Below are 25,103 nucleotides of genomic sequence, written 5' to 3'. Positions count from 1 at the left end.
TGACGATGATCTACCTGACCCAACGCCTTGACCACGCCCACCGCGTCACCGCAAGCGTCACGCTACCCATTGATGTTCGGGTAAAAAGCCGCGCCAGAGTAGCGCTGAACGACGGTCGCGAAGCCGGGCTGATGCTACCGCGCGGTTTGCTGTTACGCGGTGGCGACCTGCTGGCCACCGAAGATGGCAGCGAGGTGATCGAAGTGATCGCCGCGCCGGAGTCGGTTTCCGTGGTGCACTGCGTCGATCCTTTCCTGCTCGCCAAAGCCTGTTATCACCTCGGCAATCGCCACGTTCCGCTGCAAATTCTGCCCGATGAGCTGCGCTACCACCACGATCACGTGCTGGACGCCATGCTGCGCCAGTTCAACCTCGAGGTGACGTTCGCTCAGCTACCGTTTGAACCGGAAGCAGGCGCTTATGCCAGTGAATCCCACGGGCATCATCACGGGCATGCACACTGATGCATAACACCCAACAGCTACGTCTGATGCAGCTCGCCAGCAGCGCGCTCCCGGTGGGGTCGTTTACCTGGTCCCAGGGCCTGGAATGGGCGGTGGAAATCGGCTGGGTGAAAAGCGTCGATGACTTCTCTGACTGGCAAATTCAGCAGATGGAGCAGAACTTTTTTACCGTCGACCTACCGCTGCTGGCGAGGCTGTATCGCGCCTGCGAGCAGGGCGATCTCACCGCAGCGCGCCGCTGGACCGCTTACCTGTTGGCCTGCCGGGAAACCCGCGAACTGCGGGATGAAGAACGCTGTCGGGGCGCAGCGTTTACGCGACTGGTCACCGATTGGGAAGCAGATTGCTCGCGGGAGTGGCGAACGCTCTTTGTCGACAGCCAGCTTTGCGGCATGGCCTGGCTGGGTGTGCGCTGGAAAATCCCCCTGACCGAACTGGCGTTAAGCCTCGGCTACAGCTGGATTGAGAGCGCAGTGATGGCTGGCGTCAAACTGGTTCCCTTTGGTCAACAGGCAGCCCAGCGTTTGATTATTGCGCTATGCGATCGCTATGCGCAGGGCCTGGCACAGGCGCTGGCGTGTCCTGATGCCAGTCTCGGCTCCGCAACGCCGCTGGCTGCAATCGCATCTGCCCGGCATGAAACGCAATATTCCCGATTATTCCGCTCCTGAGGAGAAAAAATGAGTAACAGCAAGCATCCCCTGCGCGTAGGCGTTGGCGGCCCGGTCGGTTCGGGCAAAACGGCGCTGCTGGAAGCGTTATGTAAAACCATGCGCAGCAGCTATCAACTGGCAGTAGTCACCAACGATATCTACACCAAAGAAGATCAGCGCATTCTCACCGAAGCGGGCGCACTGGAGCCAGACAGGATCGTCGGTGTGGAAACCGGCGGCTGCCCGCATACCGCTATCCGCGAAGATGCATCGATGAATCTGGCTGCCGTAGAGGCATTAAGCGAGAAATTCGGCAATCTGGATCTGATTTTTGTAGAAAGCGGCGGCGATAACCTGAGCGCCACCTTCAGTCCGGAATTAGCAGATCTGACGATCTATGTGATCGACGTTGCCGAAGGCGAGAAGATCCCACGCAAAGGTGGTCCGGGGATCACTAAATCCGATTTTCTGGTGATCAATAAAACCGATTTGGCCCCATACGTCGGTGCCTCGCTGGAGGTGATGGAACGCGATACCCTGCGTATGCGCGGCGAGCGTCCGTGGACGTTCAGTAATTTAAAATCCGGAGAGGGTCTGGAAAAAATTATCGCGTTTCTTGAAGAGAAAGGGATGCTGCGGATGTAGTGCAGTTTATCACCGGGGGGCAGCCCGCGGTTTTGTCTGCCCGGTAAGCGAAGCCGCCACCGGGCAAAAAATCACGCCGCCGGTAATTCCGCCAGCGGCCAGCGTGGACGCACGGTCACGCCAAGATCTGCCGTTGCGCCCGCTTTAAAACGCACCATGCCCGCGTAGGCGATCATCGCCCCGTTATCAGTACAAAATTCCGGACGCGCGTAAAATACTTCACCACGACGTTTTTGCATCATCTCGGCCAATTTTGCGCGTAGCGTACGGTTTGCGCTCACGCCCCCTGCCATCACCAGACGTTTAAAACCGGTTTGATCCAGCGCGCGTTTGCACTTGATCATCAGCGTATCAACTACCGCATCTTCAAACGCACGAGCGATATCTGCGCGCGTCTGATCGTCATTTTCGTTATTACGAATGGTATTCGCGGCAAAGGTTTTCAGGCCGGAGAAGCTGAAATCCAGCCCCGGACGGTCGGTCATCGGGCGCGGAAAGACAAAACGTTTTTCAACGCCTTGCGAGGCAAGCTTTGACAGCATTGGGCCGCCTGGATAATCCAGCCCCAGTAGCTTGGCCGTTTTATCGAACGCTTCGCCAGCGGCATCATCAATTGATTCGCCCAGCAATTCATACTGACCGATACCGGTGACGCTAATCAGTTGCGTGTGCCCGCCGGAAACCAGCAGCGCGACGAACGGAAAAGCAGGAGGATTATCTTCCAGCATCGGTGCCAACAGATGCCCTTCCATATGGTGTACAGGAATTGCCGGCACGCCCCAGGCAAACGCCAAGGAGCGTCCTACGGTAGCGCCGACCAACAGCGCGCCAACCAGACCAGGACCTGCGGTATACGCCACCGCATCAATCTCTGTTGCCGTCAGTCCCGCCTCTTTCAGCGCGGCCTGGATCAGCGGTACGGTTTTACGTACGTGATCGCGCGAGGCCAGTTCTGGCACTACGCCGCCGTAGTCAGCGTGTAATTTCACCTGACTATACAATTGGTTGGCTAAAAGACCTTTTTCATCGTCGTAAATGGCGATGCCGGTTTCATCGCAGGATGTTTCAATACCCAGTACACGCATGACTTGTTTTACCTCGCTTTATTACCGCGCAGTGTAGGACCAATGCGGGTTGATGTAAAACTTTGTTCGCCCCAGGTGTTTCGCTCGTGTATACTCCTTGTCCTTATAAAAGTCCCTTTCAAAATCGCGTCGGTGCTTTACAAAGCAGCAGCAATTGCAGTAAAATTCCGCACCATTTTGAAATAAGCTGGCGTTGATGCCAGCGGCAAACCGAATTTATTAAAGGTGAGAGTTACATGCCGGTAATTAAAGTACGTGAAAACGAGCCGTTCGACGTAGCACTGCGTCGCTTCAAGCGTTCATGCGAAAAAGCAGGTGTTCTGGCGGAAGTTCGTCGTCGTGAGTTCTATGAAAAACCGACTACCGAACGTAAGCGCGCTAAAGCTTCTGCTGTGAAACGTCACGCGAAGAAACTGGCTCGCGAAAACGCACGCCGTACTCGTCTGTACTAATCTATTGAGAGCCAAAGCTCTCAATTCAGACTGAGTTGTAGTTGTAAGGCCGTGCTTCCGGAAGGAATGCGCGGCTTGTTTTCGTTTATACATCAGCAATTACACAAAATCATTCACACTGTATCAAGGCGGCAAGCGAGTGAATCCCCGGAGCTTACTTAAGTAAGTGACAGGGGTGAGCGAGTGCAGTCAACGCAGAGACAGTTTGAAGGATGAAGTGTAATAACGGGGCATATGGCTGGACGAATCCCACGTGTATTTATCAATGACCTGCTGGCAAGAACCGACATCGTCGATCTCATCGACGCGCGGGTAAAGCTGAAAAAGCAGGGCAAAAATTATCACGCGTGCTGTCCGTTCCATAACGAAAAAACCCCCTCTTTCACTGTAAACGGTGAAAAACAGTTTTATCACTGCTTTGGGTGTGGCGCGCATGGCAACGCCGTCGACTTTCTCATGAACTATGACAAGCTCGAGTTTGTGGAAACCGTCGAAGAACTGGCCGCAATGCACAACCTTGAAGTGCCTTATGAAGCCGGAACAGGTCTTAGCCAGATAGAGCGTCACCAGCGTCAGAATCTCTATCAGCTAATGGAAGGGTTAAATGATTTTTATCAGCAATCCTTCGCCCAACCCATCGCCGAGCCAGCACGCCAGTATCTGGAGCAACGCGGTCTGAGTGCCGAGATTGTCCAGCAGTTTGCTATTGGTTTTGCGCCGCCGGGATGGGATAACGCCTTAAAACGTTTCGGCGGAAATGTCGACAACAGGAAGCTGCTGCTCGATGCCGGAATGCTGGTCAATAACGACCAGGGAAGAACCTACGACCGTTTCCGCAATCGCGTGATGTTCCCGATTCGCGATAAACGAGGCCGGGTGATTGGTTTTGGTGGCCGCGTACTCGGTAACGATACGCCAAAATACCTCAACTCCCCGGAAACCGATATTTTCCATAAAGGCCGTCAGTTGTATGGCCTTTATGAAGCCCAGCAGCACAACGCTGAACCACCGCGTCTGCTGGTTGTCGAAGGGTATATGGATGTTGTCGCGCTGGCGCAATACGGTATCAACTACGCCGTCGCCTCGCTGGGTACGTCGACCACGGCGGACCACATTCATATGTTATTCCGTGCGACAAACAACGTGATTTGCTGTTACGACGGTGACCGCGCCGGCCGCGACGCCGCATGGCGTGCGCTGGAAACCGCGATGCCGTACATGACCGACGGTCGTCAGCTACGCTTTATGTTCCTGCCCGAAGGTGAAGATCCGGACACGCTGGTACGTAAAGAGGGTAAAGAGGCCTTTGAAGCACGGATGGAGCACGCACAACCGCTCTCCGTCTTCTTATTTAACAGTCTCTTACCGCAGGTTGATCTCAGTTCACCGGACGGCAGCACGCAGCTCGCCGCGCTGGCCCTGCCGCTGATAAGCCAGGTGCCAGGTGACGCGCACCGGATTCAGCTGCGCCAGACGCTGGGACTGAAGCTGGGCATCTTTGACGATGCGGCGCTTGATCGTTTAATGCCAAAACAGGCAGAAAGTGGCGTGGTACGCCCGCCTCAGCAGATAAAACAGACGCCTATGCGTATACTTATAGGACTACTGGTGCAAAACCCAAATCTGGCACCACTTGTACCACCTATGCATGGGCTGGCTCAGGCAAAGCTACCGGGGCTCAACCTGTTCAGCGAACTGGTCAACCTGTGTGTGGCGCAACCCGGCCTGACAACGGGTCAACTGTTAGAGAATTATCGCGGAGCAAGTGAATACGCAACACTTGAAAAACTCTCAACCTGGAACGATATAAAGGATGAGAATGTTGAAAAAATGTTCACCGACACGCTAAACCGAATTTTTGATTCAATGCTTGAACAGCGACAGGAAGAGTTGATAGCTCGTGATCGCACGCACGGTTTGAGCAGTGAAGAGCGCAGGGAGTTCTGGGAAATCAGACAGGCCCTGGAAAAAAAATGAATTTAACGGCTTAACTGCCGAATACCTATCGGGAAGCCCCCGACAGCCGCACGGAGAGGCAGCGGCAAAATATAAGTATGCCCTCGTTTTGCCGTTGGCGGTTTTACCGCCCAACACCAATCAAACGAATTAAGTGTGGATACCGTCTTATGGAGCAAAACCCGCAGTCACAGCTGAAGCTTCTTGTCCAACGTGGTAAGGAGCAAGGCTATCTGACCTATGCCGAGGTCAATGACCATCTGCCGGAAGATATCGTCGATTCAGATCAAATCGAAGACATCATCCAAATGATCAATGACATGGGTATTCAGGTGATGGAAGAAGCACCTGATGCCGATGATCTGCTGCTTGCTGAAACCTCCAACAGCACCGATGAAGACGCAGAAGAAGCGGCTGCCCAGGTTCTGTCCAGCGTTGAGTCTGAAATAGGTCGTACAACGGACCCGGTCCGTATGTACATGCGTGAAATGGGTACCGTTGAACTGTTAACCCGTGAAGGCGAAATCGACATCGCTAAACGCATCGAAGACGGGATTAACCAGGTTCAATGCTCTGTTGCCGAATACCCGGAAGCCATCACCTACCTGCTTGAGCAATACGATCGCGTAGAAGCTGAAGAAGCACGTCTTTCCGATCTGATCACCGGCTTTGTCGATCCGAACGCGGAAGAAGACATGGCGCCAACGGCGACACACGTCGGTTCTGAACTCTCTCAGGAAGAGATGGACGACGATGAAGACGAAGATGAAGAAGAGGACGACGACAGCAGCGATGATGACAACAGCATCGACCCTGAATTAGCGCGTGAAAAATTCGGTGAACTGCGTACTCAGTACGAAATCACTCGCGACACTATCAAAGCGAAAGGCCGCAGCCATGCAGCCGCGCAGGAAGAAATTCAGAAGCTGTCTGAAGTGTTCAAACAGTTCCGCCTGGTGCCGAAGCAGTTCGACTACCTGGTAAACAGCATGCGCGTCATGATGGACCGCGTGCGTACTCAGGAACGTCTGATCATGAAGCTCTGCGTTGAGCAGTGCAAAATGCCGAAGAAAAACTTCATCACTCTGTTCACTGGCAATGAAACCAGCGAAACCTGGTTCAACGCAGCAATCGCGATGAACAAGCCGTGGTCTGAAAAACTGCACGATGTGGCAGATGACGTTCAGCGCGGCCTGCAGAAACTGCAGCAGATTGAAGAAGAAACTGGCCTGACCATCGAGCAGGTTAAAGATATCAACCGTCGTATGTCCATCGGTGAAGCGAAAGCCCGCCGTGCGAAAAAAGAGATGGTTGAAGCGAACTTACGTCTGGTTATCTCTATCGCCAAGAAATACACCAACCGTGGTCTGCAGTTCCTGGATCTGATTCAGGAAGGCAACATCGGTCTGATGAAAGCGGTTGATAAGTTTGAATACCGTCGTGGTTATAAGTTCTCCACCTATGCAACCTGGTGGATCCGTCAGGCGATCACCCGTTCTATCGCGGATCAGGCGCGTACCATTCGTATCCCGGTGCATATGATTGAGACCATTAACAAGCTCAACCGTATTTCCCGTCAGATGCTGCAAGAGATGGGCCGCGAGCCGACGCCGGAAGAGCTGGCTGAACGCATGCTGATGCCGGAAGACAAGATCCGTAAAGTGCTGAAGATCGCTAAAGAGCCTATCTCCATGGAAACGCCGATCGGCGATGATGAAGATTCGCATCTGGGTGATTTCATCGAGGATACCACCCTCGAGCTGCCGCTGGACTCTGCGACTACCGAGAGCCTGCGTGCCGCAACGCACGACGTTCTGGCTGGCCTGACCGCTCGTGAAGCGAAAGTTCTGCGTATGCGTTTTGGTATCGATATGAACACCGACCACACGCTGGAAGAAGTCGGTAAACAGTTCGACGTTACCCGCGAACGTATCCGTCAGATCGAAGCGAAAGCGCTGCGTAAACTGCGCCACCCGAGCCGCTCTGAAGTACTGCGTAGCTTCCTCGACGATTAATCTCGCCGCTTAAGCATAAACGCCACCGCAAGGTGGCGTTTTTCTTTATAGTCCCCGCCTGAGCAGGGCGTCGTTCACTTCCCGATACGCTTCCACCAGTTTATCCAGCGTGATCCGGCTTAACCCGCTGGGATTCGGCAATACCCATATTTGCGTCGCGCCAATGGTCAACGTCTGTTTCCCCCACTGTGCCCCACGCTGGCTAAGGCCCTGCTCAAATGCCTGCTTACCGAGGATTGCGAGTGCGGCGGGCTGATACTCTTCTATTTTCTCAATGAGCAGACGACCGCCATTGCGCATCTCCAGGAGCTTCACTTCATTGGCTTGTACCGTCGGCCTGTCGACAAATTTCGTCACGCCGCAGCGGAAGTCCAGCAGGTGTTGCGCCTCTTCGGGCTTAAGCTGACGATCGGTAAATCCCGCCTGATGAATGACTTTCCAGAAGCGATTCGCGGGATGCGCAAAGGGAAATCCTGTACCCGCAGAAGAGAGCCCCGGATTGATGCCACAAAATACCACCCGCAGCCCCGGTGCCAGTATGTCCTTAACCATAATTACTCCGAACAATACATCAGAGGAACAAGTATAACGGACTGAAAATACATTGTTTATAAAAACAGCATCCGTACGCTTATGTCTGGATTGCAACGCGGAGTTACTTTATAATCCATCGTCACGGCCCCTTAGCTCAGTGGTTAGAGCAGGCGACTCATAATCGCTTGGTCACTGGTTCAAGTCCAGTAGGGGCCACCAAATAAAACAAGGAGTTAGATGAGAAATCGTCTGACTCCTTTTTCGTTTTATACGAATCGGGTCAGGTAATGGGTCAGGTAAGGAATTACCTCCCTGCCCTCTTCATCTCGCTGCCAGCATCCCCGGATAGTGCTTCGCCACGATATCATTCATCTTTTCTGTCAGGTCGATCCGTTTAAAAGTGATGTGTACTGTTCCCTTCTGAAAGTAACGGATACTGAAGAAATCATCTTCGTAAATATCCTTCGAAGGGTTGTCCCGAATATGCTCCATCAATCGAGTAGTAACATCGCCACGGTTGTCGGGTATCGGTTTACCATCAAGCAGAAACAGCATTCGTTCCAGGTCCGCTAATTGATCCCGCCGCCAGCCCCAGTTTAAGCTAAAGCCCCAGCGGCTATGCGCCACCAGATTGTTGACGATGATCTTTTTACCAAAGCTGCAGGGACTATTGGTTTTGTAATCCCACGATAGCCCTTTGAAGACGTTGATGACCCCACGTTCGAAGACATCTATTTTGTTGAGATGCAGTTGCTCAAACGTGCTCAGGATATTCGCTTCGCTGACCACCGGAATATCCTCCTTTTCCAGGCTGTTGTACCACTGATCACGGGCCTGTGCGTCCATGATGGAAAGCATGCCCGACTTTTTCATTAAATCCCGCCATATACCGCGATCAAGATTGCGTGTAATGGCTTTCATCGCCGTTTCTCTTTTTTCTATCAACCAGCAGCCACAGCGGAAGTCCTGCTTCATAGCCCAGTCCAGAGCGGTTTTTCCCCCGATACTGCGGGTCAGTATTGAGATATCGTCGAGTTGCTGAATGAGCGCTTCAATCTGCGCCAGTGCGGCATTACGTCCGGTGATGATGCGCTCAATGCTGGTGGAGCAAATTATGTCGGTGTGGCCGGTTAACACTTCGGGTCCGGTGAGAGTAAGTTCTGACATCAGTCATTTCCTTTATATAAAGCAAAACGCCAGCCGGTGAGGGCTGGCGCTTATGAGTAAGTGATGAGTACGGTTCGGTGGTTAATCTGTACTGGCCTGTTGCAAAAGCTGAAGATGGTGGAGATCGCGAACGTCCTGAAGCGTACGTTCAATCCAGGGTAACAGCACTGCTGAATCGGTATTGTCTTCGTCGTTATCGAAGATAATTTCGCTGCCACAATCGATGTTGTCCTGCAGCCAGCCAATCAGAATGTTGAGAGCCGCTTCGGTGGTTAATTCCGGCATGTGAAACCTTGTGGTGATTGAGGTTGGATTACCAGTCGAAAATGTCAAAGCCCGGCAATACCTCACCAAAGGCATCAAGGTGAACAATACCAACAGAGTAGTGACGCATAAGGGTCACCACCAGGCGACGACAGGCTTTCGACAGACCGAGATGTTTAAGCCGTAATACCGGAAACGACCACGCATCCAGACGCAACAAATAGCCGGAGCCGGTGTACGTAATCCATTCGCTTTCGCCAAAGTCTTCATGCTGATGCGAAAGAGTGAACAGCAGGTTGTTGTCAGCTTCGGAGATATGGGCGGTACTGCACTGAATGCCGTTCAGCCGGGCGGCAGACGGGAGTGGATCTTCCACAACCAGCCTCCCAGGTTCGTCAGCAACGCGAAGCGAATAACCGTTATCACAGACCACATCAATCAGGTCGGCCAGTTCAATACCGTCGATATCAACAGCGATCCGCCCCATGTTGAGGGCCTGCATAGTGACGGCATCGGCTTCCACGGTCATGGAGAGTTTCATCGAGTCACCTCGCTGTATTTGCCGGTGGTGATATCGGTCACCAGTCTGTAGCCATTGCGTGCCATCAGTCCACAGGCCTTACGGGCGCGAAGGATATCAATACTGCTGATGAGTGGGGACTGTGTTTCTGCGCTGAAACCGTGACGATCGGTGCGTATCAGGGCGTATTTCTCCACGATAAAATTCACCGCGTCGCACAGTGAGATACCGGCGTCGATATGCTCCTGGATCACACCATCATTGCAAAATGGCGTGTCGTTTAACGTCAGACCGTAGTGACGGTCCAGCAGGTGACTCAAAAGGCGGAGCCAGATCTCCACTGGTGACGGGCGTGGTGAAGCCTCCTGTGTCGGGGGAACAGGTTGTGTTTGCATAATGGAAACCTTTATTGGTTAGTTAAATGAAGCAAAAATGCCGGGAGGTTTATTCTGTTGTTGCAGGTGTCGGGTAAATCGCTATATAGACATATCCGCAACTGCCGAGTGTATCCGCGTTGCAGGTCAGCCCTTTTGCGTAGAGCGTGACGCCGTGCTGATGGCGGGGATTGAGTTCACCGCTGGTGAGCATCAGTTCAAGCTGTTTGAGCAGCAGCGGAAATGCCTGGTCCAGATGGCGTAAATCCGCGTCGCTGAACTGCCCGGTGATACTGGCGCGGTCGGCGAGATAGTGCAGCCGGTTGCCCTCCTGCACCAGGCGAGCGCCAAAACAGGGTGTGATATCGCGTTTAAGCCCCCACCAGGGTTCGGCGATATTGTGGTTTACAGGCGGTATTTTATTCGACAATTTTAGCCTTCCTTAAATGTGAATTAATTCAGGGTAACGCTGCGCAATACGACATAGGGACCGTTACGGTCCTGACGGCGTTCAGCAAATACGGCCAGCACACCGTTGATGTCCTGTACCTCCCGACCGGCATAGTGGCAGATACTGCCGGACCACTTATATTTGCCGGTACAGAAGCGAAACAACCTGGACTGAGGATGCTGGCGGTATATCGCCATCGCCTGACGCTTGCTGATGATTTTCACTGACCCTTCCCCCTCACAGCAGACCATGTTCGGCGAAGGAGAATATCTGCCTGCCGCCGACAATCAGGTGGTCGGGCACCCGGATCTCCACCAGCATCAACGCCTGTACCAGTCGCTGGGTAATGGCTTTGTCTGCCTGACTTGGATTCACCTCCCCGGATGGGTGGTTATGGGCAAATATCACTGCTGCCGCGTTAAAGTACAGGGCGCGTTTCACCACCTCGCGGGGATGAACTTCAGTGTGACTGAGGGTGCCGGTAAAAAGCATTTCGTGGGCAAGCAGCTGGTTCTGGTTATTGAGGTACAGCACGACAAACTCTTCGCGCTCAAGGGTTCCCATCTTCAGCCTGAGCCAGTCGCGAGCAGCCTGCGTGGAAGTAAACGCCACACCCGGTTCGCGCAGGTGCTGGTCAAGCAGACTCAGGGCTCGTTTGATGGTGCGCAGCGAGGTCAATGGCAGTTCCGGTGTAAAGAGAGTCAGTTGTTTCTCCATAGCAAAACTCCTTAATCAATGATGGCAAAAATGGCATGGGATTCAGGGTGCTGTAGGGCGTAATCACGCAGTCGGAAATAATGCTCTGTCATGGCATCGCACTCCGTACGACAGGCGTGATGGCTGTACTCAATCAGACACACGGCAATGCCTGCGGCTTCCGCACTCATTTCTGCGCCATTGCCATTCATGTTGTTGAGCAGCCTCCATTTCTCATCAATGTCAGCTTCGGGGGCCATAAACGCGCCACCGTTGCTGAGTATGTGGAAATGCCAGATACCGCCGCTGTAGTCTTCACAGAAGCGGTCCATCCAGCCAAAGATACGGGTCTCGATAAAAATCCACTGCGGGATACGCCCGAAGTGCAGCGGCCAGAAACCCAGGCGCTGTTCATCGGGTACCAGGCTGGCCGTAATGAGGGTAGACATGTGTGAATCACTCATCGGCGAGTGGGCTGTATCAGTTTGTGTGGTCATGGAGTTGCTCCGTAATAGAAAAGCCAGCCGCTAGGGGCTGGCGTGATGTAGTTGATAAAAATCGGGATAAAGCGGGTGAGTCTAAAGAGAGAAAACGGTGTTGCGATTGAATGCAAAAGGCCCCTGCTGCGAGAACAACAGGGGCCTAGAGTGGTTATGTGATGCCCCGTAAATGGGACAGATGCGTTATCAGAAAGCGACTTTCAGCGTTGCCTGACCGTTGTAGCCAGCAGCACTGTTGCCGCTGACGCTGCGGGTATAACCGCCCTGTACACCCAGCGTCACGTTCTGGCGGACACGCGCTTCAATACCCGCCTGCAGGTCAAGCGAGGTACCATCCTGAGACGGGGTGAAGCTGACATTGCTGCCTGCAGTCGCAGTGCCCATGCTCATATCGCCGTCTGAACTGAAAGTGCGGATAACCGACGGACGCACCCACCAGTTCATCGGCATTTCGCTTGTGCTGTGCTTCATGCTGTCAGTCAAACCCGCAACCGTGGAGGTACCCTGACCGAAGTCCATTTCAGACGAACTGCCGAAACGAAGCCCGGCGCGGACATGCTGCGCACTACCGTCACCAAAGTTCACGTAACCGCCGTTGTCATGCCCGTTATCCAGAGACAGGCCCTGCCAGACGTACTGCAGCTGTGGCTCCAGCACCAGTCCCTGACTGATGTTAAACGGCAGACCGGTTTCCACAGAGGCCAGCCAGCCGGTGCCGTCAGTTTCAAAACGGTTATCCGCTGAGCTTGCCTTCAGGCTGTGACGGGAGCCCTGTGCCACCACATCGGCCCACAGCCCGCTGGCATCCTGAACGGCTGTCAGATACCCGCCGAGGCTGTACACCGTGTCACGCACGGAGCCTGCCGCAGAGCGGTCATCGTTTTTCACATCCACCGACGACTGGCCTGCCGCGCCATAGAGTCCACTGGTCAGCGAAAGCGTACCGGTGTCGTGTTTGAACAGGTCTCCGCCGAGCTGAATAAAGCCATAGCTGCCACTGCTTTCCGGGGTGTCGCCCTGGGCAATGCCGCCGTTACCGTCATGCCCGGTATGCCCGCCCTGAATACGCCCCCAGAATCCCTGGTCATTCACCGCACTGCTGCGCTGGCTGTATGTCCCGGCCAGCGCACGGTCATAATCCATGCTCTGGGCAAACAAAGATGAGTACAGTGCCACTTCGGCACGGTAGCCGGCTTCGCTGGAGAGATACCAGTTTTCATCGGCACTACCGTGGCTCAGGGTGTAGTTGTACGCCCCGGCCTGCAGTTTGCGGCCCAGCGCAAAGGCTCCGGCTTCGGTGGTGGCCCCGTTAATCGCATCCACCACTTTGATACCGTTGCCAGTTGTCGCCAGGCCCAGCCCTGCATCACCGGTATTGGTGAAGTTCAGCCAGGTTTTACCGGTTGCCTGCCCGCCGTCAATGACCAGCATATCGGTCGGGAAGGTCGGGTCATCAAGACGAATGGACAGATTCATGGTGCCGCTACGGCCCGTGAGATTCGTCACCGTCAGGGTTTCAGGGACAAACGGACTGTTTGCCTGTGCGGGTGCAAAACTGATGGTTCCGGCATTGTCCAGGTTGTCGAGCACCGATTTCACCGCTGCACCACGCTGAATATTCCAGCTGGCACCGCTGTCGAGGGTGACGTCAGTCGGGTCAATCGCCCCGTTCAGCACCGAGTTGCCGGTCAGGCGGACCTGCGTACCGGACTGCGCAATGATGTCGCTGTTGATGATGGCATTGTTCAGCGCCAGCGTACCCTGATTCAGGTTTACCTGTGACTGGGACAGCGTGCCGTTGCTGACCGTCAGGGTGCCGTCACCGTCCTTGAGTAGCTGCCCCTCACCGCTTACCGAACCGCTGATGGCCGCACCCTGTCCGTTACCCGTGCTGAAATGCAGTTGTCCGCTGTTGGTGGCGCTCCCCGTCAGCGATGCACCGTCGCCAAATGAGGTGGTGCCGGTGAGCGTTCCACCCTGTGCCACGTTCAGCGTACTGCCAGCCCCGACGGTGGTGTTATCCGCACTGCCATTACCCAGTACAGTGAACTGACTGCCGTTATCAAGACGCAGGTTACTGGCCTTACCGGTTGCACCGTCAATGCCGAATGCGCCGGAGGTGTTCGTTCCACTGACCGTTGCGCCGGTATCGGCAATTAGCACACCGCCGTCATGCATCACGATGTTCTGCGCCTTACCACCGGTCGCTACAGCCAGAATACCGCCCTGATTGACCGTAGTGGTATCGGCGCTGCCGTTGCCCAGTACATCAAGACGCCCGCCATTTTCCAGTAGCACATTAGTGGCACTGGCATTCGCGGCATCAACACTGAAGTTACCCAGACTGTTGGTCCCGGAGACGGTGGCACTGGTGTTCGTCACCAGCGCGCCCCCGGCATTCTGGGTAACGTTCGTGGCGTTGCCTCCGGCACCCACCTGCAGTTTACCGTCCGCATTAACTGTGGTGTTGTCGGCTGTCGCACCGCTTTTCACCACCTGCCAGCCGCCCGCATTGATTACCGTGTCACTTGCAGATGCACCGGCATGCACGTACTGATAACCGCCATCCAGGCGGGTCGTATTTGCCGAACCGTGCACACTCTGGTCGCCGCCCGCTTTAATCACTGTGCCGGTGGCAAGGCCTCCTGTCGCAATAGTCTGCCGACCATCGTTATTAATGGTGGTATCAGTTGCGGTACCGGCAACCCACTGCCCGTCGTTGTTCTCTGCATCGGGACCACCCTGTGCTCCGGTATTCACCACACTACCGGTAGCCTGCGCTCCAGCTTTTACCAGCTGAGCCCCGTCTTTATTAATGATCGTGCCGGAGGTAATACCGCCGCTGTGTACCCACTGTGTACCACCGTCAAGCGTGGTATCTGAAGCTTGACCATGCACGCTCTGACCACCACCGCTGTTGACTGTGGTGTCTGTGGCGCTGCCGCCAGCCAGTACACCCTGCAGCCCGCTATTATTAATGGTGGTCTGGTTTGCCACGCCCCCCGTCTGTACCCACTGACCACCGCTGTTGTCATCATTATCAGCACCGAACTCCAGGCCTGTGTTGATGACTGTGTTGTTTGTCTTACCGAAAACGATCTGTGAGTCGTGATTGCCGATCACCGCACCATTGACTACCTCACCGGCCGCTACCGTACGGGTGTTTCCCGGCGCATCGTCAGCCAGTGCGGCAGGACTTGCCACCAGTCCGGCAACCGCCAGCGCCAGAACGGCAGTACTGCGCTTTCCTTTGGCTTTTGCCAGCTCTGAGACAACAACAAATGCTCCCAGAACCTCGTTCCATACCAGCCGGTAGCTGGTGTTCAGGTTTCGCTTCATCATTAGTACCTTGTTGTGTGTAAATAATAAAAAGGCCCGCACCCGCCAGACGGATGCAGACCAGTAAAACTCAGGGTGAAGACAGGCTGTTAAGCGACTGCAGGACAACACCAAAATGCGGCAGTGCCCGGATAAAACTTAAATCTTCCGTCAGACGGTAAAGGCGCTCGTTACGTCTGAAACTCTCGGTAAGGGGCTGCACAAGGTGAATATCACCGAGCGCAAATACCGCCGGATGGTCGTTGTGCTCCGCAATCAGGTACCAGTGGCCCTGCTGCGCAATCAGCCGATAAGGGGACAATCTTTCGCATCGTTTTCCGTCAGCCAGCAGCGTGACACGCTGGCAAGTGGTAATGGCCTGTACCAGCCGGTAAAAGGACAGCGGGGTCGCGGGCGAGCCCGCAGAAACAGCATCTCCGGTCAGGCAGGGAGCACCCTCGCAGTTTAACAGCAAGTTCACCAGCCGACGGTCCAGCCCCGGAAAGAGACCGGCGATGCCGGTACGGTGGGCAAAAGTCAGGACATCCAGCTCGCCCTGCGGCCCGGCCCCTGACCGCAGGCGATAGCAGCCCTGATGACATTCGAGGTCCAGATAAATCAGCCGCTCACGAAAATCCCTGTAAAGGGTGCGGACTGACACATCAAACTCGGTCGCGAGCTTTTGCATGTTCAGCGTTTCACCCGCCACGAGGCGGCTGATAATCAGCGACAGCCTGACCGCCAGTCTGTCGTAGCGGCGCTCTGCCAGTGGCATGATGTATTCTCCGTGAAGGTTAACCGGTTGAAAGGCATGCGATTTTAAAGGATGGGGTTGACAGGATATGTCTGCGGGAGCGGCTATTTTGAGGAAGGCCTGAAGCCTGTATCTGTCAGGCCTGCGCCATTTTCCGGTGAATTAACCAGCAAAAATCCCCGCCAGAAATGACAGGAAGTGTCATTTATTAACATTGCTGTAATGTTATTTGATGCAAAGTGTGAACTCACGCAGGCTGAAAACCACTGAGCAGGGCTTCCGCCATCACCCATAGTGCCCGGTTAAGTTTCACGTCCCCGTCAATACCACGAACGGCACGGGTATGTGACCGTCCTCCTTTGGCGTTACGCCCACTGAGACCGCCCTTAATCAGGTTCTCCTGAATACGCTGGTACGTGGTCCACAGGTCATTGCTCTCATCCTGCCAGCGACGTGGGGAGAGGATCTGCGATTCAGTCACCGGCTGGTGGTCTTCACCGAACCGGTACGTGAGGGCGGCTTTTGCCAGTGCCTGCTGTGCCGGGGGTGGCAACAGCAACGACTGCATGGCATCCAGCTTCTCCTCCACCCGGTCAAAAATGCCCAGCACTTCATAGGCCCCCTCAATCACCTGACTCACTACATCGCCTTTGTGCGGCACACGCACCTCGCCAAATGACTCACCGCAGACGAGCCCGTTCTGACAAACCGCACGAAATAAACCCGGCAACATCTGGTACGAACTGGTGCCATCATGGGAGTTGAGCAGGATAATTTCTGGTACCTGTTTACCGGTAATCTGCCCCTCCCGACGAAGGCGTAGCATGTGTTTTGTGTGCTCGCGTCGACCCGGGTCGCGTACCCGGGTCTGACAGGCAAAGAACGGCTGGAAGCCTTCTCGCTGTAGGCTGTCGAGCAGGGAGATGGTGGGTATATAGGTGTAGCGTTCACTACGGGATTCATGTTTGTCCTCACTGAATACACTGGGCACCACGCGAAACAGCTCTTCGCGGGTTAACGGGCGGTCGCGACGGATAAGATTTGCTGCGCCAAAGCGCGAAGCCAGACGGGTCATAAGCAGACTCCTCATAACGGGAAAACAAATAAAAGGGATCCCCGTCGCATCTGCGACAGGGGCAGGGAAGTAACAGGGATGGGTTAAATACTCAGAAGAAGAAATCCCAGACGGCGCGGGCCACTGACACCACCGTGGTGCGCACGGCCTGAATGACAGCCCGTACCGGGGCGGGTATCAGGGGAAAGGCACTGATGCTATCGAGTACGGCCCCGATGGTTTCACCAAAATCGCTACGAGCCTGTTCCCGGACTACCGTCGTGCGAAAGGAAGACTGGAGTTGCGACACCACCGGGCTGGTGGCCTCACGTGGCAGGCACTTAATCATTCGCTCGGCCATCACCCGCAGTCCCCACTGAAGACGGACCGACACGGCACACACCGGATGTACGGGCTGGAACAGCTCATGCAGCAGACAGATTTTACGGCTGATATTCTGCTTCTGCGCCGTGGACAACGGTCCCCCACCGCTGGTGGGTTCGGCCTTATCCGACTGGCTGATAACAAACAGCACCTTATGCCGGTATACCTCTCCAATCACCTGATGATAAAAATGTTCATCCACCGCCAGCGCCCGGTCATCGGCCTTAATCAGCCACAGAACCAGGTCGAGCCGGGGAAGCTGTTCACGGTACAGCCCCGCATACTCAGTATCGCGTGCACCACTCTCCCCCACGCCGGGCAGATCCACCAACGTCATATAGCGCTCGCCAACCTGCAGGCGAAATCGCAAAGGTTCACGGGTACAGGCCGCCACATCGCTGACCGGCGACACCTCACCGGCAAACAGAGCATTGCAAAGGCTACTCTTTCCCGCCCCAGTTTTACCCATAATGCCAATCACTGGTTCGTAGTGGGTTAACTGATTTATCTGCTGCAATATACGTTCAGACACCCACTGCGGCAGGCCGGAAAGCGAATGGTTTAATGGCTGCAAACCTTGCTGATTAATCATGACAACTCCTGCAATAAATAAAACTAAAAACGGCAGTACCGCGAAGTTCTGCCGTTATGCTGGTATGTTCATGAAAATGATATATATCTGAATATAGTTTGAATGATGATTTTCTATTGAATCATCCTAAATACTTCCAGTACTCGTAAGGAAGGTTAATGGTGGCTTTAGGAGGGTATAGCTGATTAGGTAAGGCTTTATCGATGTGCAAAGCAGCGATAAAAATAAACCCTTCCTGAAAGGGAAGCACTGGAATCCATGAAAGATAAGCGGAATTAAGATGTCTTTTTTTTCTGCGCATATATTCATCAATTCCTGCATTGCAAAAATCAACAGTTCGAACATGGCAAAGTGACTGAATGTCAAATAAGTAAGACTCAACAACAAATAATGGAATTTCTATTTGAATCAGGTCATAGCCAAACTTCTCACCAGATTTTTTATTTACGCACAAATAAACATAGCGTGATATACAATCACCCTCGGGCATATAGGATTTAATTTTATTCTCAATTCTCTCCATAAACCCACTATTGCAAGAGTCCCATTCAGATATTGCCGGAAGGAAAAAGCTTTCAACAGGATTTGGGTGAACATTGAATATAAGCTTTTCAGACAGAGAGTGAAGATATTTAAAAGTAGAGTCATCTTTATGCTGCTGCGTTTCGAAGTGACGAACCTCATGATAAAACATGCTAAAAAGCCTGCTTTCAACCTCCTGAGTAATTCTATTTTGATATGTCACAAAATCAAGAATAGGTGCAGTGGACCGTAATAACTCACATATTACCTTAGAACGTGACATGCCATTGGATTCGGCATACCTGTCGATTGAATTAATCGTTAAATCATCATCGGTGTTAAATGTAATTCTCTTTACCATAACTGTTATGCACTTTGTTGATTGTGCATAACAACCTATCACAGAGGCCAGTAAAGCGCCAGATCGCACTGCAATACTTCAGATTTCGCGTACACATTTCTTCCTGTGTAAGGCCACCATGTGAACCTACGATAGAATCCTTGAAACCATCAGTTCTTACTGAATTAAGGTTAATTAGTATTATCACCCGGAGTTAACCGTTCCCCTCCTGTAATCAATACTCATCCCTGTATAAAAAATACATCACACATCTATCTATTGAACCCCGTTTAGTTTGAGGATAGATCATGAAAGAACCCTACAATGCCAACCCTAATTACCCTATGCATCGTTTTCTTCTCGAAGATATAAACCACCACCTGGATGAAATGTTTGAGCGTTATTCCCGCTTACTGGCTTTTCGTATGGATTTTGGCTGGAAACAAGGGAGTGAACGCTCGCAGCGTAATCTCATGGATGAGATGGAGGGCGAGATACAGCACCTGATGGACGTGGCAATTGGCCGAAAGATGGTTATTGGGTACTACTGGGTAATTGAATACAGACAGCGTAAGGGGTTGCATGTGCATGCCATGCTTTATCTTGATGGGCAGAAGCATCGGAAATTCTATCCAACTTCGCGTGCGATAGGGGAAGAATGGCGCAGATTGACTGACGATGAAGGTCTCTTTCATCTGTGTTCCAAGAAAAAGCATTTCGTTGCGAGTTCCGGAACGATAGTGGATCACCGCAATAGGCAAGCAGTTGATGAACTACGTTACGTAATTAGTTATTTAGCCAAATCTGAGCAGAAGTCACGAGGGGTTATTGCAGGTATGAATGCTATACCACCACGAAGCCGTAGAGGCAGGCCCAGGAAGGAGTAGCGACAGGTAAACGTTAAGCTGAAGTTTTTTTACAACAGAAGCCATTGATGTGGAGGAGCTGACGGTAATGATTGGTTTACTAGCAGCTCCGGTTATTCATCTTTAACCGGAACACATCAACATGTATACAAAACCTGCACTACTTGAAGATCAATTCATTGATATGAAATTCATTACCCAGCTTACTGGCCTGAGCGATAAATGGTTCTATAAGCTGATACAGGATGGGGCATTCCCTAAACCGATTAAATTGGGCAGAGCTTCCCGTTGGTTAAAAAGCGATCTGGAAGAATGGTTATATTACCGTATCTACGAATCCCGTAATTAATTACTTTGGAACGATATTTGTCTTGGCCAAGATAATGCCCCCTTCAACGTATTTACAACAGATGCTTCGTGTATTTTAAAACGTAGCGACAAGCGTTGCAGCATAGTAGCAATATCAGCGGGAGGGAGCATGCAGTAAAGCACGCTCTGTAATTACCTCTAACGGATTTCACCTGATTTATGCATTGTTCGGCTTTGTTGAATAAATCGAACTTTTGCTGAGTTGAAGGATCAGATCACGTATCTTCCCGACAACGCAGACCGTTCCGTGGCAAAGCAAAAGTTCAAAATCACCAACTGGCCCACCTACAATAAAGCCCTCATCAACCGTGGCTCCATAACTTTCTGGCTGGATGATGAAGCTATTCAGGCCTGGTATGAGTCAGCAACACCTTCTTCACGAGGCAGACCTCAGCGCTATTCTGACCTTGCCATCACGACTGTGCTGGTCATTAAACGCGTATTCAGGCTGACCCTGCGCGCTGCGCAGGGCTTTATTGATTCCATTTTTTCTCTGATGAACGTTCCGCTACGCTGCCCGGATTACAGCTGTGTCAGCAGGCGGGCAAAGTCGGTTAATGTCAGTTTCAAAACGCCCACCCGGGGTGAAATCGCACACCTGGTAATTGATTCCACCGGGCTGAAGGTCTTCGGTGAAGGCGAGTGGAAAGTCAAAAAGCATGGCCAGGAACGCCGCCGTATCTGGCGTAAGCTGCATCTCGCCGTTGACAGTAAAACATATGAAATCATCTGCGCTGACCTGTCGCTGAACAACGTTACGGACTCAGAGGCCTTCCCCGGGTTAATCCGGCAAACCCACCGGAAAATCAGGTCAGCCGCCGCCGATGGCGCTTACGATACCCGGCTCTGTCACGATGAACTGCGGCGTAAGAAAATCAGCGCGCTTATCCCGCCCCGAAAAGGTGCGGGTTACTGGCCCGGTGAATATGCAGACCGTAACCGTGCAGTGGCTAATCAGCGAATGACCGGGAGTAATGCGCGGTGGAAATGGACAACAGATTACAACCGTCGCTCGATAGCGGAAACGGCGATGTACCGGGTAAAAGAGCTGTTCGGGGGTTCACTGACGCTGCGTGACTACGATGGTCAGGTTGCGGAGGCTATGGCCCTGGTACGAGCGCTGAACAAAATGACGAAAGCAGGTATGCCTGAAAGCGTGCGTATTGCCTGAAAACACAACCCGCTACGGGGAGACTTACCAGAAATCTGATTTATTCAACAAAGCCAGGCCCTGTTTACACAATTAAATAAATCGAGCCCGACCAACAATTTTGATGTTAACAGCAGGATTATTGAGGGGCAATCAATGTGTTCTTCGGTAGCGATTACGGTAGTGAACGGCGCTCTACTGTACGGGCTGAGCGGGACCTGCTGTCTGAATGGTATCTGCGCCATATACTGAGAGTTTTGCCGGAATGGCCTTCCAACCTGTTGATGAACTCTTGCCATGGAACGTAGCACTTACCAATAAATAACCGTAAATACGGCGTTCGGGTAATGCTAACGATAATAGTATATCAATTAATCATTAGTTTAAAAGCTTGTTCAACTGCATACATCATTAGCGTTTAAGCCAGTGAACAGGAAGTTTACTGGCTTAATTACAGTAATATAGTGTATCGCTATGCTCACTGAGTCTTAGATCTCCACCGTCGGTCTAATATTCGCACTCCTGCTAACAACCGGTAATCAAATCGTCCTCCGGTATTGAAAGTTAATACACAAATCAGGATGATGGAGGCTCATACTGGTACAGCGCGACCACTTATGCAGGCGTCTCTGTCAGGTTTGTTGCCCGGATCACCCGCATCAGGGACAGGGCTGTTCAGTTATCCGCAGGAGAAAATATGTCACTCAAGGCTATCGCCGCCGAACTCGGGATCTCTGTCACCACAGTCAGCCGGGCGCTTGGCGGATTTTCGGACGTTTCCGCTTCGACCCGTGCACGTGTAGAAGCGGAAGCTCGGCGTCGTGGTTATCGCCCGAATACCCTGGCAAGACGTCTCAAAACCGGTAAAACCGATGCGGTCGGCCTGGTCTTCCCTGAACATGCTGTACTGTTCAGCAGTAGTGTGTTTGTGGATATGGTCAGTTGTATCAGCCGGGAACTGGCCCGCCATGATATTGACTTACTGCTGATAGCCGATGATGAACGGGCTGACAGCCACAGCTATATGCGTCTGGTCGAAAGCCGCCGGGTTGATGCCCTTATCGTGGCGCACACGATGGATAATGACCCGCGTCTTACACACCTGCAGGAGGCCGGTATTCCGTTTCTGGCACTCGGTCAGGTGCCGTCCGGTCTTCCCTGTGCCTGGTTTGACTTTGATAACCATGCAGGAACCTGGCAGGCCACACAGCACCTGATTGCCCTGGGCCATCAGCGAATTGCCCTGCTGAGTGAGGACAACTCCCGTGCCTATGTCACTGCACGACGTCAGGGATGGCGCGATGCCCTGAGTGAACATGGTCTGCCTGAGACCTGGCTACGCCGGGTCTCTCCCACCCGACGCTCAGGTTTCCAGGCAGTGACTGAGTTAATGTCACTTCCGCTTCCCCCGACGGCCATTATTACCGACAGTGACCTGATCGGTGATGGCGCGGCCATGTCGCTGCAGTTATCCGGTCATCTGTCCGGAGAGGATGCCGTCTCTCTTGTGGTTTATGATGGTCTGCCGCAGGACAGTATTATTGAACAGGATGTGGCTGCAGTTCTTCAGTCAACACGACATCGCGTCGGTCGTCAGATTGCCGACATGATACGCCAGCTGGTCACGAATGTTTCACCTGAAATGCTACAAGTACTCTGGCAGCCGGAATTTCATCCTGGCAAGACAACGCTTGCTCCCTCCGCCTGATTTTTAATCCCGCTCACAAATCCGAATCGTTTCGGTTGCTATCCGAAACGATTCGGATCAACAGTAAGGCATACACGAAAACGGAGATGTCTTATGGAACCGATGTACCGCAGGCTGACCAGTCCCCACTCAGACCTGATTATTAAAACCCACCCGTATGCAGAGATTGTCTGGTGGGGATCCACCCTGAAACACTTTTCACCGGATGATTGTATCAGCCTGGAAAGGCCGGTTGCGAATGGTCGTCTGGATACCGACACCCCACTGACGCTGATGGCCGAAAACGGCGCGGGACTTTTTGGCTCGCCGGGGCTGGAGGGACACCGCAACGGGCTGGATGCGTCCCCTGTGTTCCGTACCATCAGCGTGGTACAGGCCGGAGAATCACTCACCCTGACCAGTGAGGATGCAGTGGCGGGTCTGCGCATGGTCAGTGAACTGGTGCTGACATCGTCCGGTGTGCTGAAGATGCGTCATGCCCTGACGAACCTCCGTGAAGGGGACTGGCAGGTGAACCGCTTCGCCATCACGCTCCCTGTGGCTGAAAGGGCAGAGGAAGTCATGGCCTTCCACGGACGCTGGACTCGTGAGTTTCAGCCGCACAGGGTCCGTCTCACACATGACGGTTTTGTGCTGGAGAACCGCCGGGGCCGCACGTCCCATGAGCATTTTCCGGCACTGATTGCCGGTGCCCCCGGTTTCTCAGAACAGCAGGGCGAGGTGTGGGCCGTACATCTGGGCTGGAGTGGCAACCATCGCATGAAATGTGAGGTCAAAACTGACGGACGGCGTTACCTCCAGGCGGAAGCACTGTGGATGCCCGGAGAAAAAGCCCTGAAGAAGGATGAGACCGTGTACACGCCGTGGCTGTACGCCAGCTATTCCCCGGAGGGGCTCAATGGTATGAGTCAGCAGTACCACCGTTTTCTGCGCGATGAAATCATCCGTTTTCCTGAGCAGAAACCCCGTCCGGTGCACCTCAATACCTGGGAAGGTATTTATTTTGACCACGACCCGAACTACATCATGCAGATGGCCGGACGTGCGGCAGCGCTTGGCGTTGAACGTTTCATTATCGACGACGGCTGGTTTAAGGGGCGCAATGATGACCATGCGGCTCTGGGCGACTGGTATCTGGATGAACAGAAGTATCCGGACGGACTGATGCCGGTGATTAACCATGTGAAATCACTCGGCATGGAGTTCGGTATCTGGGTGGAACCGGAAATGATTAACCCGGACTCTGACCTCTTTCGCCGCCATCCTGACTGGATACTGTCAATGCCGGGGTACACACAACCAACCGGGAGACATCAGTATGTTCTCAACCTGAACATTCCTGAGGCCTTTGCTTACATTTATGAACGCTGTTTATGGCTGCTGGGCGAACACCCAGTTGACTATGTGAAATGGGACATGAACCGCGAGCTGGTCCAGGCCGGGCATGAAGGTCGGGCGGCGGCGGACGCGCAGACCCGTCAGTTTTACCGGCTGCTGGATCTCCTGCGCGAACGTTTTCCCCGTGTTGAGTTTGAGTCCTGCGCTTCCGGCGGTGGACGTATCGACTTTGAGGTTCTGACCCGCACGCACCGCTTCTGGGCTTCTGACAACAATGACGCCCTGGAGCGCTGCACCATACAGCGTGGCATGAGTTACTTTTTCCCGCCGGAGGTTATGGGGGCACACATCGGTCATCATCGCTGCCATGCCACCTTCCGGCAGCACAGCATTGCCTTTCGCGGTCTGACGGCCCTGTTCGGTCATATGGGACTGGAGCTGGATCCGGTAACGGCCGGAGAAGAGGAATCCGCCGGTTACCGCCGCTATGCCTCGCTCTACAAAGAATGGCGGCAGCTTATCCACACGGGCACCCTATGGCGGGTGGATATGCCGGATGCGGCGACACAGGTGCAGGGGTGGTCAGCCCGGATCAGTCGCAGGCGCTCTTCCTGGTGAGCCAGCTTGCCATGCCGGATCACACCCTGCCGGGTGCTCTACGTTTTCCGGGGCTGGCACCACAGGCCCGTTACCGGCTTCGTGTTGTTGACCATCCGGATATTCAGCTGGTCGGTGAAGGCGGGCATACCATGCGCAGGCTGCCCGGCTGGATGAACCAGACCTCCGACATCAGTGGGGAATGGCTGGCGCAGGCCGGTATTCAGCTTCCCGTACTGGATCCGGAAAGCGCCATGCTGATTGCCCTTGAACGTTTGGCATAAAAGGACCGGAGCCGGTCACGGCTCCCTGCACTCAGTCCCGTGAGGATAACA

Annotated in this window: 25 protein-coding genes, 1 tRNA gene and 2 pseudogenes; 13 read left to right on the top strand and 15 right to left on the bottom strand. The window is 53.5% G+C overall.

Annotated features, from left to right (window positions below; translation table 11 throughout):
- Positions 1 to 5: 5 nt before the first annotated feature.
- Genes ureE through ureG form a run of 3 tightly spaced genes read left to right on the top strand, consistent with a single transcriptional unit; the run spans position 6 to position 1,762 of the window.
- Positions 6 to 464: an urease accessory protein UreE gene (ureE, locus tag NMD08_RS03970; protein ID WP_187253274.1), complete on the top strand. Its 459-nt coding sequence runs from the start codon at positions 6 to 8 to the stop codon at positions 462 to 464.
- Positions 464 to 1,135 (top strand): urease accessory protein UreF, encoded by a 672-nt coding sequence (locus NMD08_RS03965; RefSeq protein WP_187253275.1) that lies wholly within the window; start codon positions 464 to 466, stop codon positions 1,133 to 1,135. The genes ureE and NMD08_RS03965 overlap by 1 nt, the downstream gene beginning before the upstream one ends.
- Before the next feature lie 9 nt (positions 1,136 to 1,144).
- Positions 1,145 to 1,762 carry an urease accessory protein UreG gene (gene ureG / locus NMD08_RS03960; protein WP_151217758.1) on the top strand — a complete coding sequence of 206 codons (618 nt, stop codon included), beginning with the start codon at positions 1,145 to 1,147 and terminating at the stop codon, positions 1,760 to 1,762.
- 71 nt (positions 1,763 to 1,833) lie between these two features.
- Here ureG and tsaD read toward each other — a convergent pair whose 3' ends face one another.
- Complete coding sequence (tsaD, locus tag NMD08_RS03955; RefSeq protein ID WP_370619571.1) at positions 1,834 to 2,847, bottom strand: tRNA (adenosine(37)-N6)-threonylcarbamoyltransferase complex transferase subunit TsaD; 1,014 nt, start codon at positions 2,845 to 2,847, stop codon at positions 1,834 to 1,836.
- Between the two features lie 236 nt (positions 2,848 to 3,083).
- Here tsaD and rpsU point away from each other — a divergent pair, with 236 nt between their 5' ends.
- The 3 genes from rpsU to rpoD all read left to right on the top strand — a co-directional run bounded on the left by rpsU (position 3,084) and on the right by rpoD (position 7,270).
- Positions 3,084 to 3,299, top strand: coding sequence for a 30S ribosomal protein S21 (rpsU, locus tag NMD08_RS03950; protein ID WP_001144069.1), 216 nt, complete (start codon positions 3,084 to 3,086; stop codon positions 3,297 to 3,299).
- Positions 3,300 to 3,533: 234 nt separating this feature from the next.
- Positions 3,534 to 5,276: a DNA primase gene (dnaG, locus tag NMD08_RS03945; RefSeq protein WP_151217759.1), complete on the top strand. Its 1,743-nt coding sequence runs from the start codon at positions 3,534 to 3,536 to the stop codon at positions 5,274 to 5,276.
- Between the two features lie 149 nt (positions 5,277 to 5,425).
- Positions 5,426 to 7,270, top strand: coding sequence for an RNA polymerase sigma factor RpoD (gene rpoD, locus NMD08_RS03940; RefSeq protein WP_151217760.1), 1,845 nt, complete (start codon positions 5,426 to 5,428; stop codon positions 7,268 to 7,270).
- A 45-nt stretch (positions 7,271 to 7,315) separates the two neighbouring features.
- Here the strand turns inward: rpoD and mug are convergent, their stop codons facing one another.
- Positions 7,316 to 7,822, bottom strand: coding sequence for a G/U mismatch-specific DNA glycosylase (gene mug, locus NMD08_RS03935; protein WP_187259032.1), 507 nt, complete (start codon positions 7,820 to 7,822; stop codon positions 7,316 to 7,318).
- 125 nt (positions 7,823 to 7,947) lie between these two features.
- Here mug and NMD08_RS03930 point away from each other — a divergent pair.
- Positions 7,948 to 8,023, top strand: a tRNA-Ile gene (locus tag NMD08_RS03930).
- Positions 8,024 to 8,125: 102 nt separating this feature from the next.
- On the opposite strand, the gene NMD08_RS03925 is transcribed toward NMD08_RS03930, so the two are convergent.
- The 13 genes from NMD08_RS03925 to NMD08_RS03865 form a co-directional block, all read right to left on the bottom strand.
- Entirely contained in the window at positions 8,126 to 8,971 is an 846-nt protein-coding gene (locus tag NMD08_RS03925; protein ID WP_025799009.1) for a DUF4942 domain-containing protein, read from the bottom strand.
- An 81-nt stretch (positions 8,972 to 9,052) separates the two neighbouring features.
- Entirely contained in the window at positions 9,053 to 9,256 is a 204-nt protein-coding gene (locus tag NMD08_RS03920; RefSeq protein ID WP_025799007.1) for a DUF957 domain-containing protein, read from the bottom strand.
- Between the two features lie 28 nt (positions 9,257 to 9,284).
- Positions 9,285 to 9,776, bottom strand: coding sequence for a DUF5983 family protein (locus tag NMD08_RS03915; protein WP_045888216.1), 492 nt, complete (start codon positions 9,774 to 9,776; stop codon positions 9,285 to 9,287).
- Positions 9,773 to 10,150, bottom strand: coding sequence for a TA system toxin CbtA family protein (locus NMD08_RS03910; RefSeq protein WP_025799003.1), 378 nt, complete (start codon positions 10,148 to 10,150; stop codon positions 9,773 to 9,775). The genes NMD08_RS03915 and NMD08_RS03910 overlap by 4 nt, the downstream gene beginning before the upstream one ends.
- A gap of 49 nt (positions 10,151 to 10,199) precedes the next feature.
- Positions 10,200 to 10,559: a type IV toxin-antitoxin system YeeU family antitoxin gene (locus NMD08_RS03905; RefSeq protein WP_025799001.1), complete on the bottom strand. Its 360-nt coding sequence runs from the start codon at positions 10,557 to 10,559 to the stop codon at positions 10,200 to 10,202.
- A gap of 23 nt (positions 10,560 to 10,582) precedes the next feature.
- Entirely contained in the window at positions 10,583 to 10,804 is a 222-nt protein-coding gene (locus NMD08_RS03900; RefSeq protein WP_045888217.1) for a DUF987 domain-containing protein, read from the bottom strand.
- A 13-nt stretch (positions 10,805 to 10,817) separates the two neighbouring features.
- Positions 10,818 to 11,297 (bottom strand): DNA repair protein RadC, encoded by a 480-nt coding sequence (radC, locus tag NMD08_RS03895; protein ID WP_025798999.1) that lies wholly within the window; start codon positions 11,295 to 11,297, stop codon positions 10,818 to 10,820.
- Between the two features lie 11 nt (positions 11,298 to 11,308).
- Positions 11,309 to 11,773 carry an antirestriction protein gene (locus NMD08_RS03890; protein ID WP_025798997.1) on the bottom strand — a complete coding sequence of 155 codons (465 nt, stop codon included), beginning with the start codon at positions 11,771 to 11,773 and terminating at the stop codon, positions 11,309 to 11,311.
- 189 nt (positions 11,774 to 11,962) lie between these two features.
- Positions 11,963 to 15,115 (bottom strand): AIDA repeat-containing protein, encoded by a 3,153-nt coding sequence (locus NMD08_RS03885; protein ID WP_049015608.1) that lies wholly within the window; start codon positions 15,113 to 15,115, stop codon positions 11,963 to 11,965.
- Positions 15,116 to 15,185: 70 nt separating this feature from the next.
- Entirely contained in the window at positions 15,186 to 15,869 is a 684-nt protein-coding gene (locus tag NMD08_RS03880; protein ID WP_045888219.1) for a YafY family protein, read from the bottom strand.
- Between the two features lie 226 nt (positions 15,870 to 16,095).
- The gene (locus NMD08_RS03875) at positions 16,096 to 16,923 is read right to left on the bottom strand and encodes a DUF932 domain-containing protein (RefSeq protein ID WP_370619566.1); all 828 of its coding nucleotides are present in this window, start codon (positions 16,921 to 16,923) and stop codon (positions 16,096 to 16,098) included.
- Positions 16,924 to 17,014: 91 nt separating this feature from the next.
- Positions 17,015 to 17,878: a GTPase family protein gene (locus NMD08_RS03870; protein ID WP_115799763.1), complete on the bottom strand. Its 864-nt coding sequence runs from the start codon at positions 17,876 to 17,878 to the stop codon at positions 17,015 to 17,017.
- A gap of 121 nt (positions 17,879 to 17,999) precedes the next feature.
- A complete protein-coding gene (locus tag NMD08_RS03865) occupies positions 18,000 to 18,761 on the bottom strand; it encodes a hypothetical protein (RefSeq protein WP_127790460.1) in 762 nt (253 codons plus the stop codon).
- Between the two features lie 287 nt (positions 18,762 to 19,048).
- Here NMD08_RS03865 and NMD08_RS03860 point away from each other — a divergent pair, with 287 nt between their 5' ends.
- From NMD08_RS03860 to NMD08_RS03835, 6 genes and pseudogenes are all read left to right on the top strand, one after another.
- Positions 19,049 to 19,627 (top strand): inovirus-type Gp2 protein, encoded by a 579-nt coding sequence (locus NMD08_RS03860; RefSeq protein ID WP_115799762.1) that lies wholly within the window; start codon positions 19,049 to 19,051, stop codon positions 19,625 to 19,627.
- Positions 19,628 to 19,748: 121 nt separating this feature from the next.
- Positions 19,749 to 19,955 (top strand): AlpA family transcriptional regulator, encoded by a 207-nt coding sequence (locus NMD08_RS03855; RefSeq protein ID WP_053266270.1) that lies wholly within the window; start codon positions 19,749 to 19,751, stop codon positions 19,953 to 19,955.
- A 222-nt stretch (positions 19,956 to 20,177) separates the two neighbouring features.
- Complete coding sequence (locus tag NMD08_RS03850) at positions 20,178 to 21,146, top strand: IS5-like element IS903B family transposase (RefSeq protein ID WP_232582347.1); 969 nt, start codon at positions 20,178 to 20,180, stop codon at positions 21,144 to 21,146.
- 137 nt (positions 21,147 to 21,283) lie between these two features.
- Positions 21,284 to 21,450, top strand: a pseudogene (locus NMD08_RS03845) (transposase domain-containing protein); the annotation flags it as partial.
- A 372-nt stretch (positions 21,451 to 21,822) separates the two neighbouring features.
- Positions 21,823 to 22,833 carry a substrate-binding domain-containing protein gene (locus NMD08_RS03840; protein WP_000053329.1) on the top strand — a complete coding sequence of 337 codons (1,011 nt, stop codon included), beginning with the start codon at positions 21,823 to 21,825 and terminating at the stop codon, positions 22,831 to 22,833.
- A gap of 93 nt (positions 22,834 to 22,926) precedes the next feature.
- A pseudogene (locus tag NMD08_RS03835) lies at positions 22,927 to 25,052 on the top strand (alpha-galactosidase).
- Positions 25,053 to 25,103 lie beyond the last annotated feature (51 nt).

This window comes from Citrobacter meridianamericanus, from assembly GCF_041320245.1.
Classification (GTDB): Bacteria; Pseudomonadota; Gammaproteobacteria; order Enterobacterales; family Enterobacteriaceae; genus Citrobacter; species Citrobacter meridianamericanus.
Note: the sequence above shows the minus strand (reverse complement) of the source record. Positions and strands in the feature narration are given on the sequence as shown.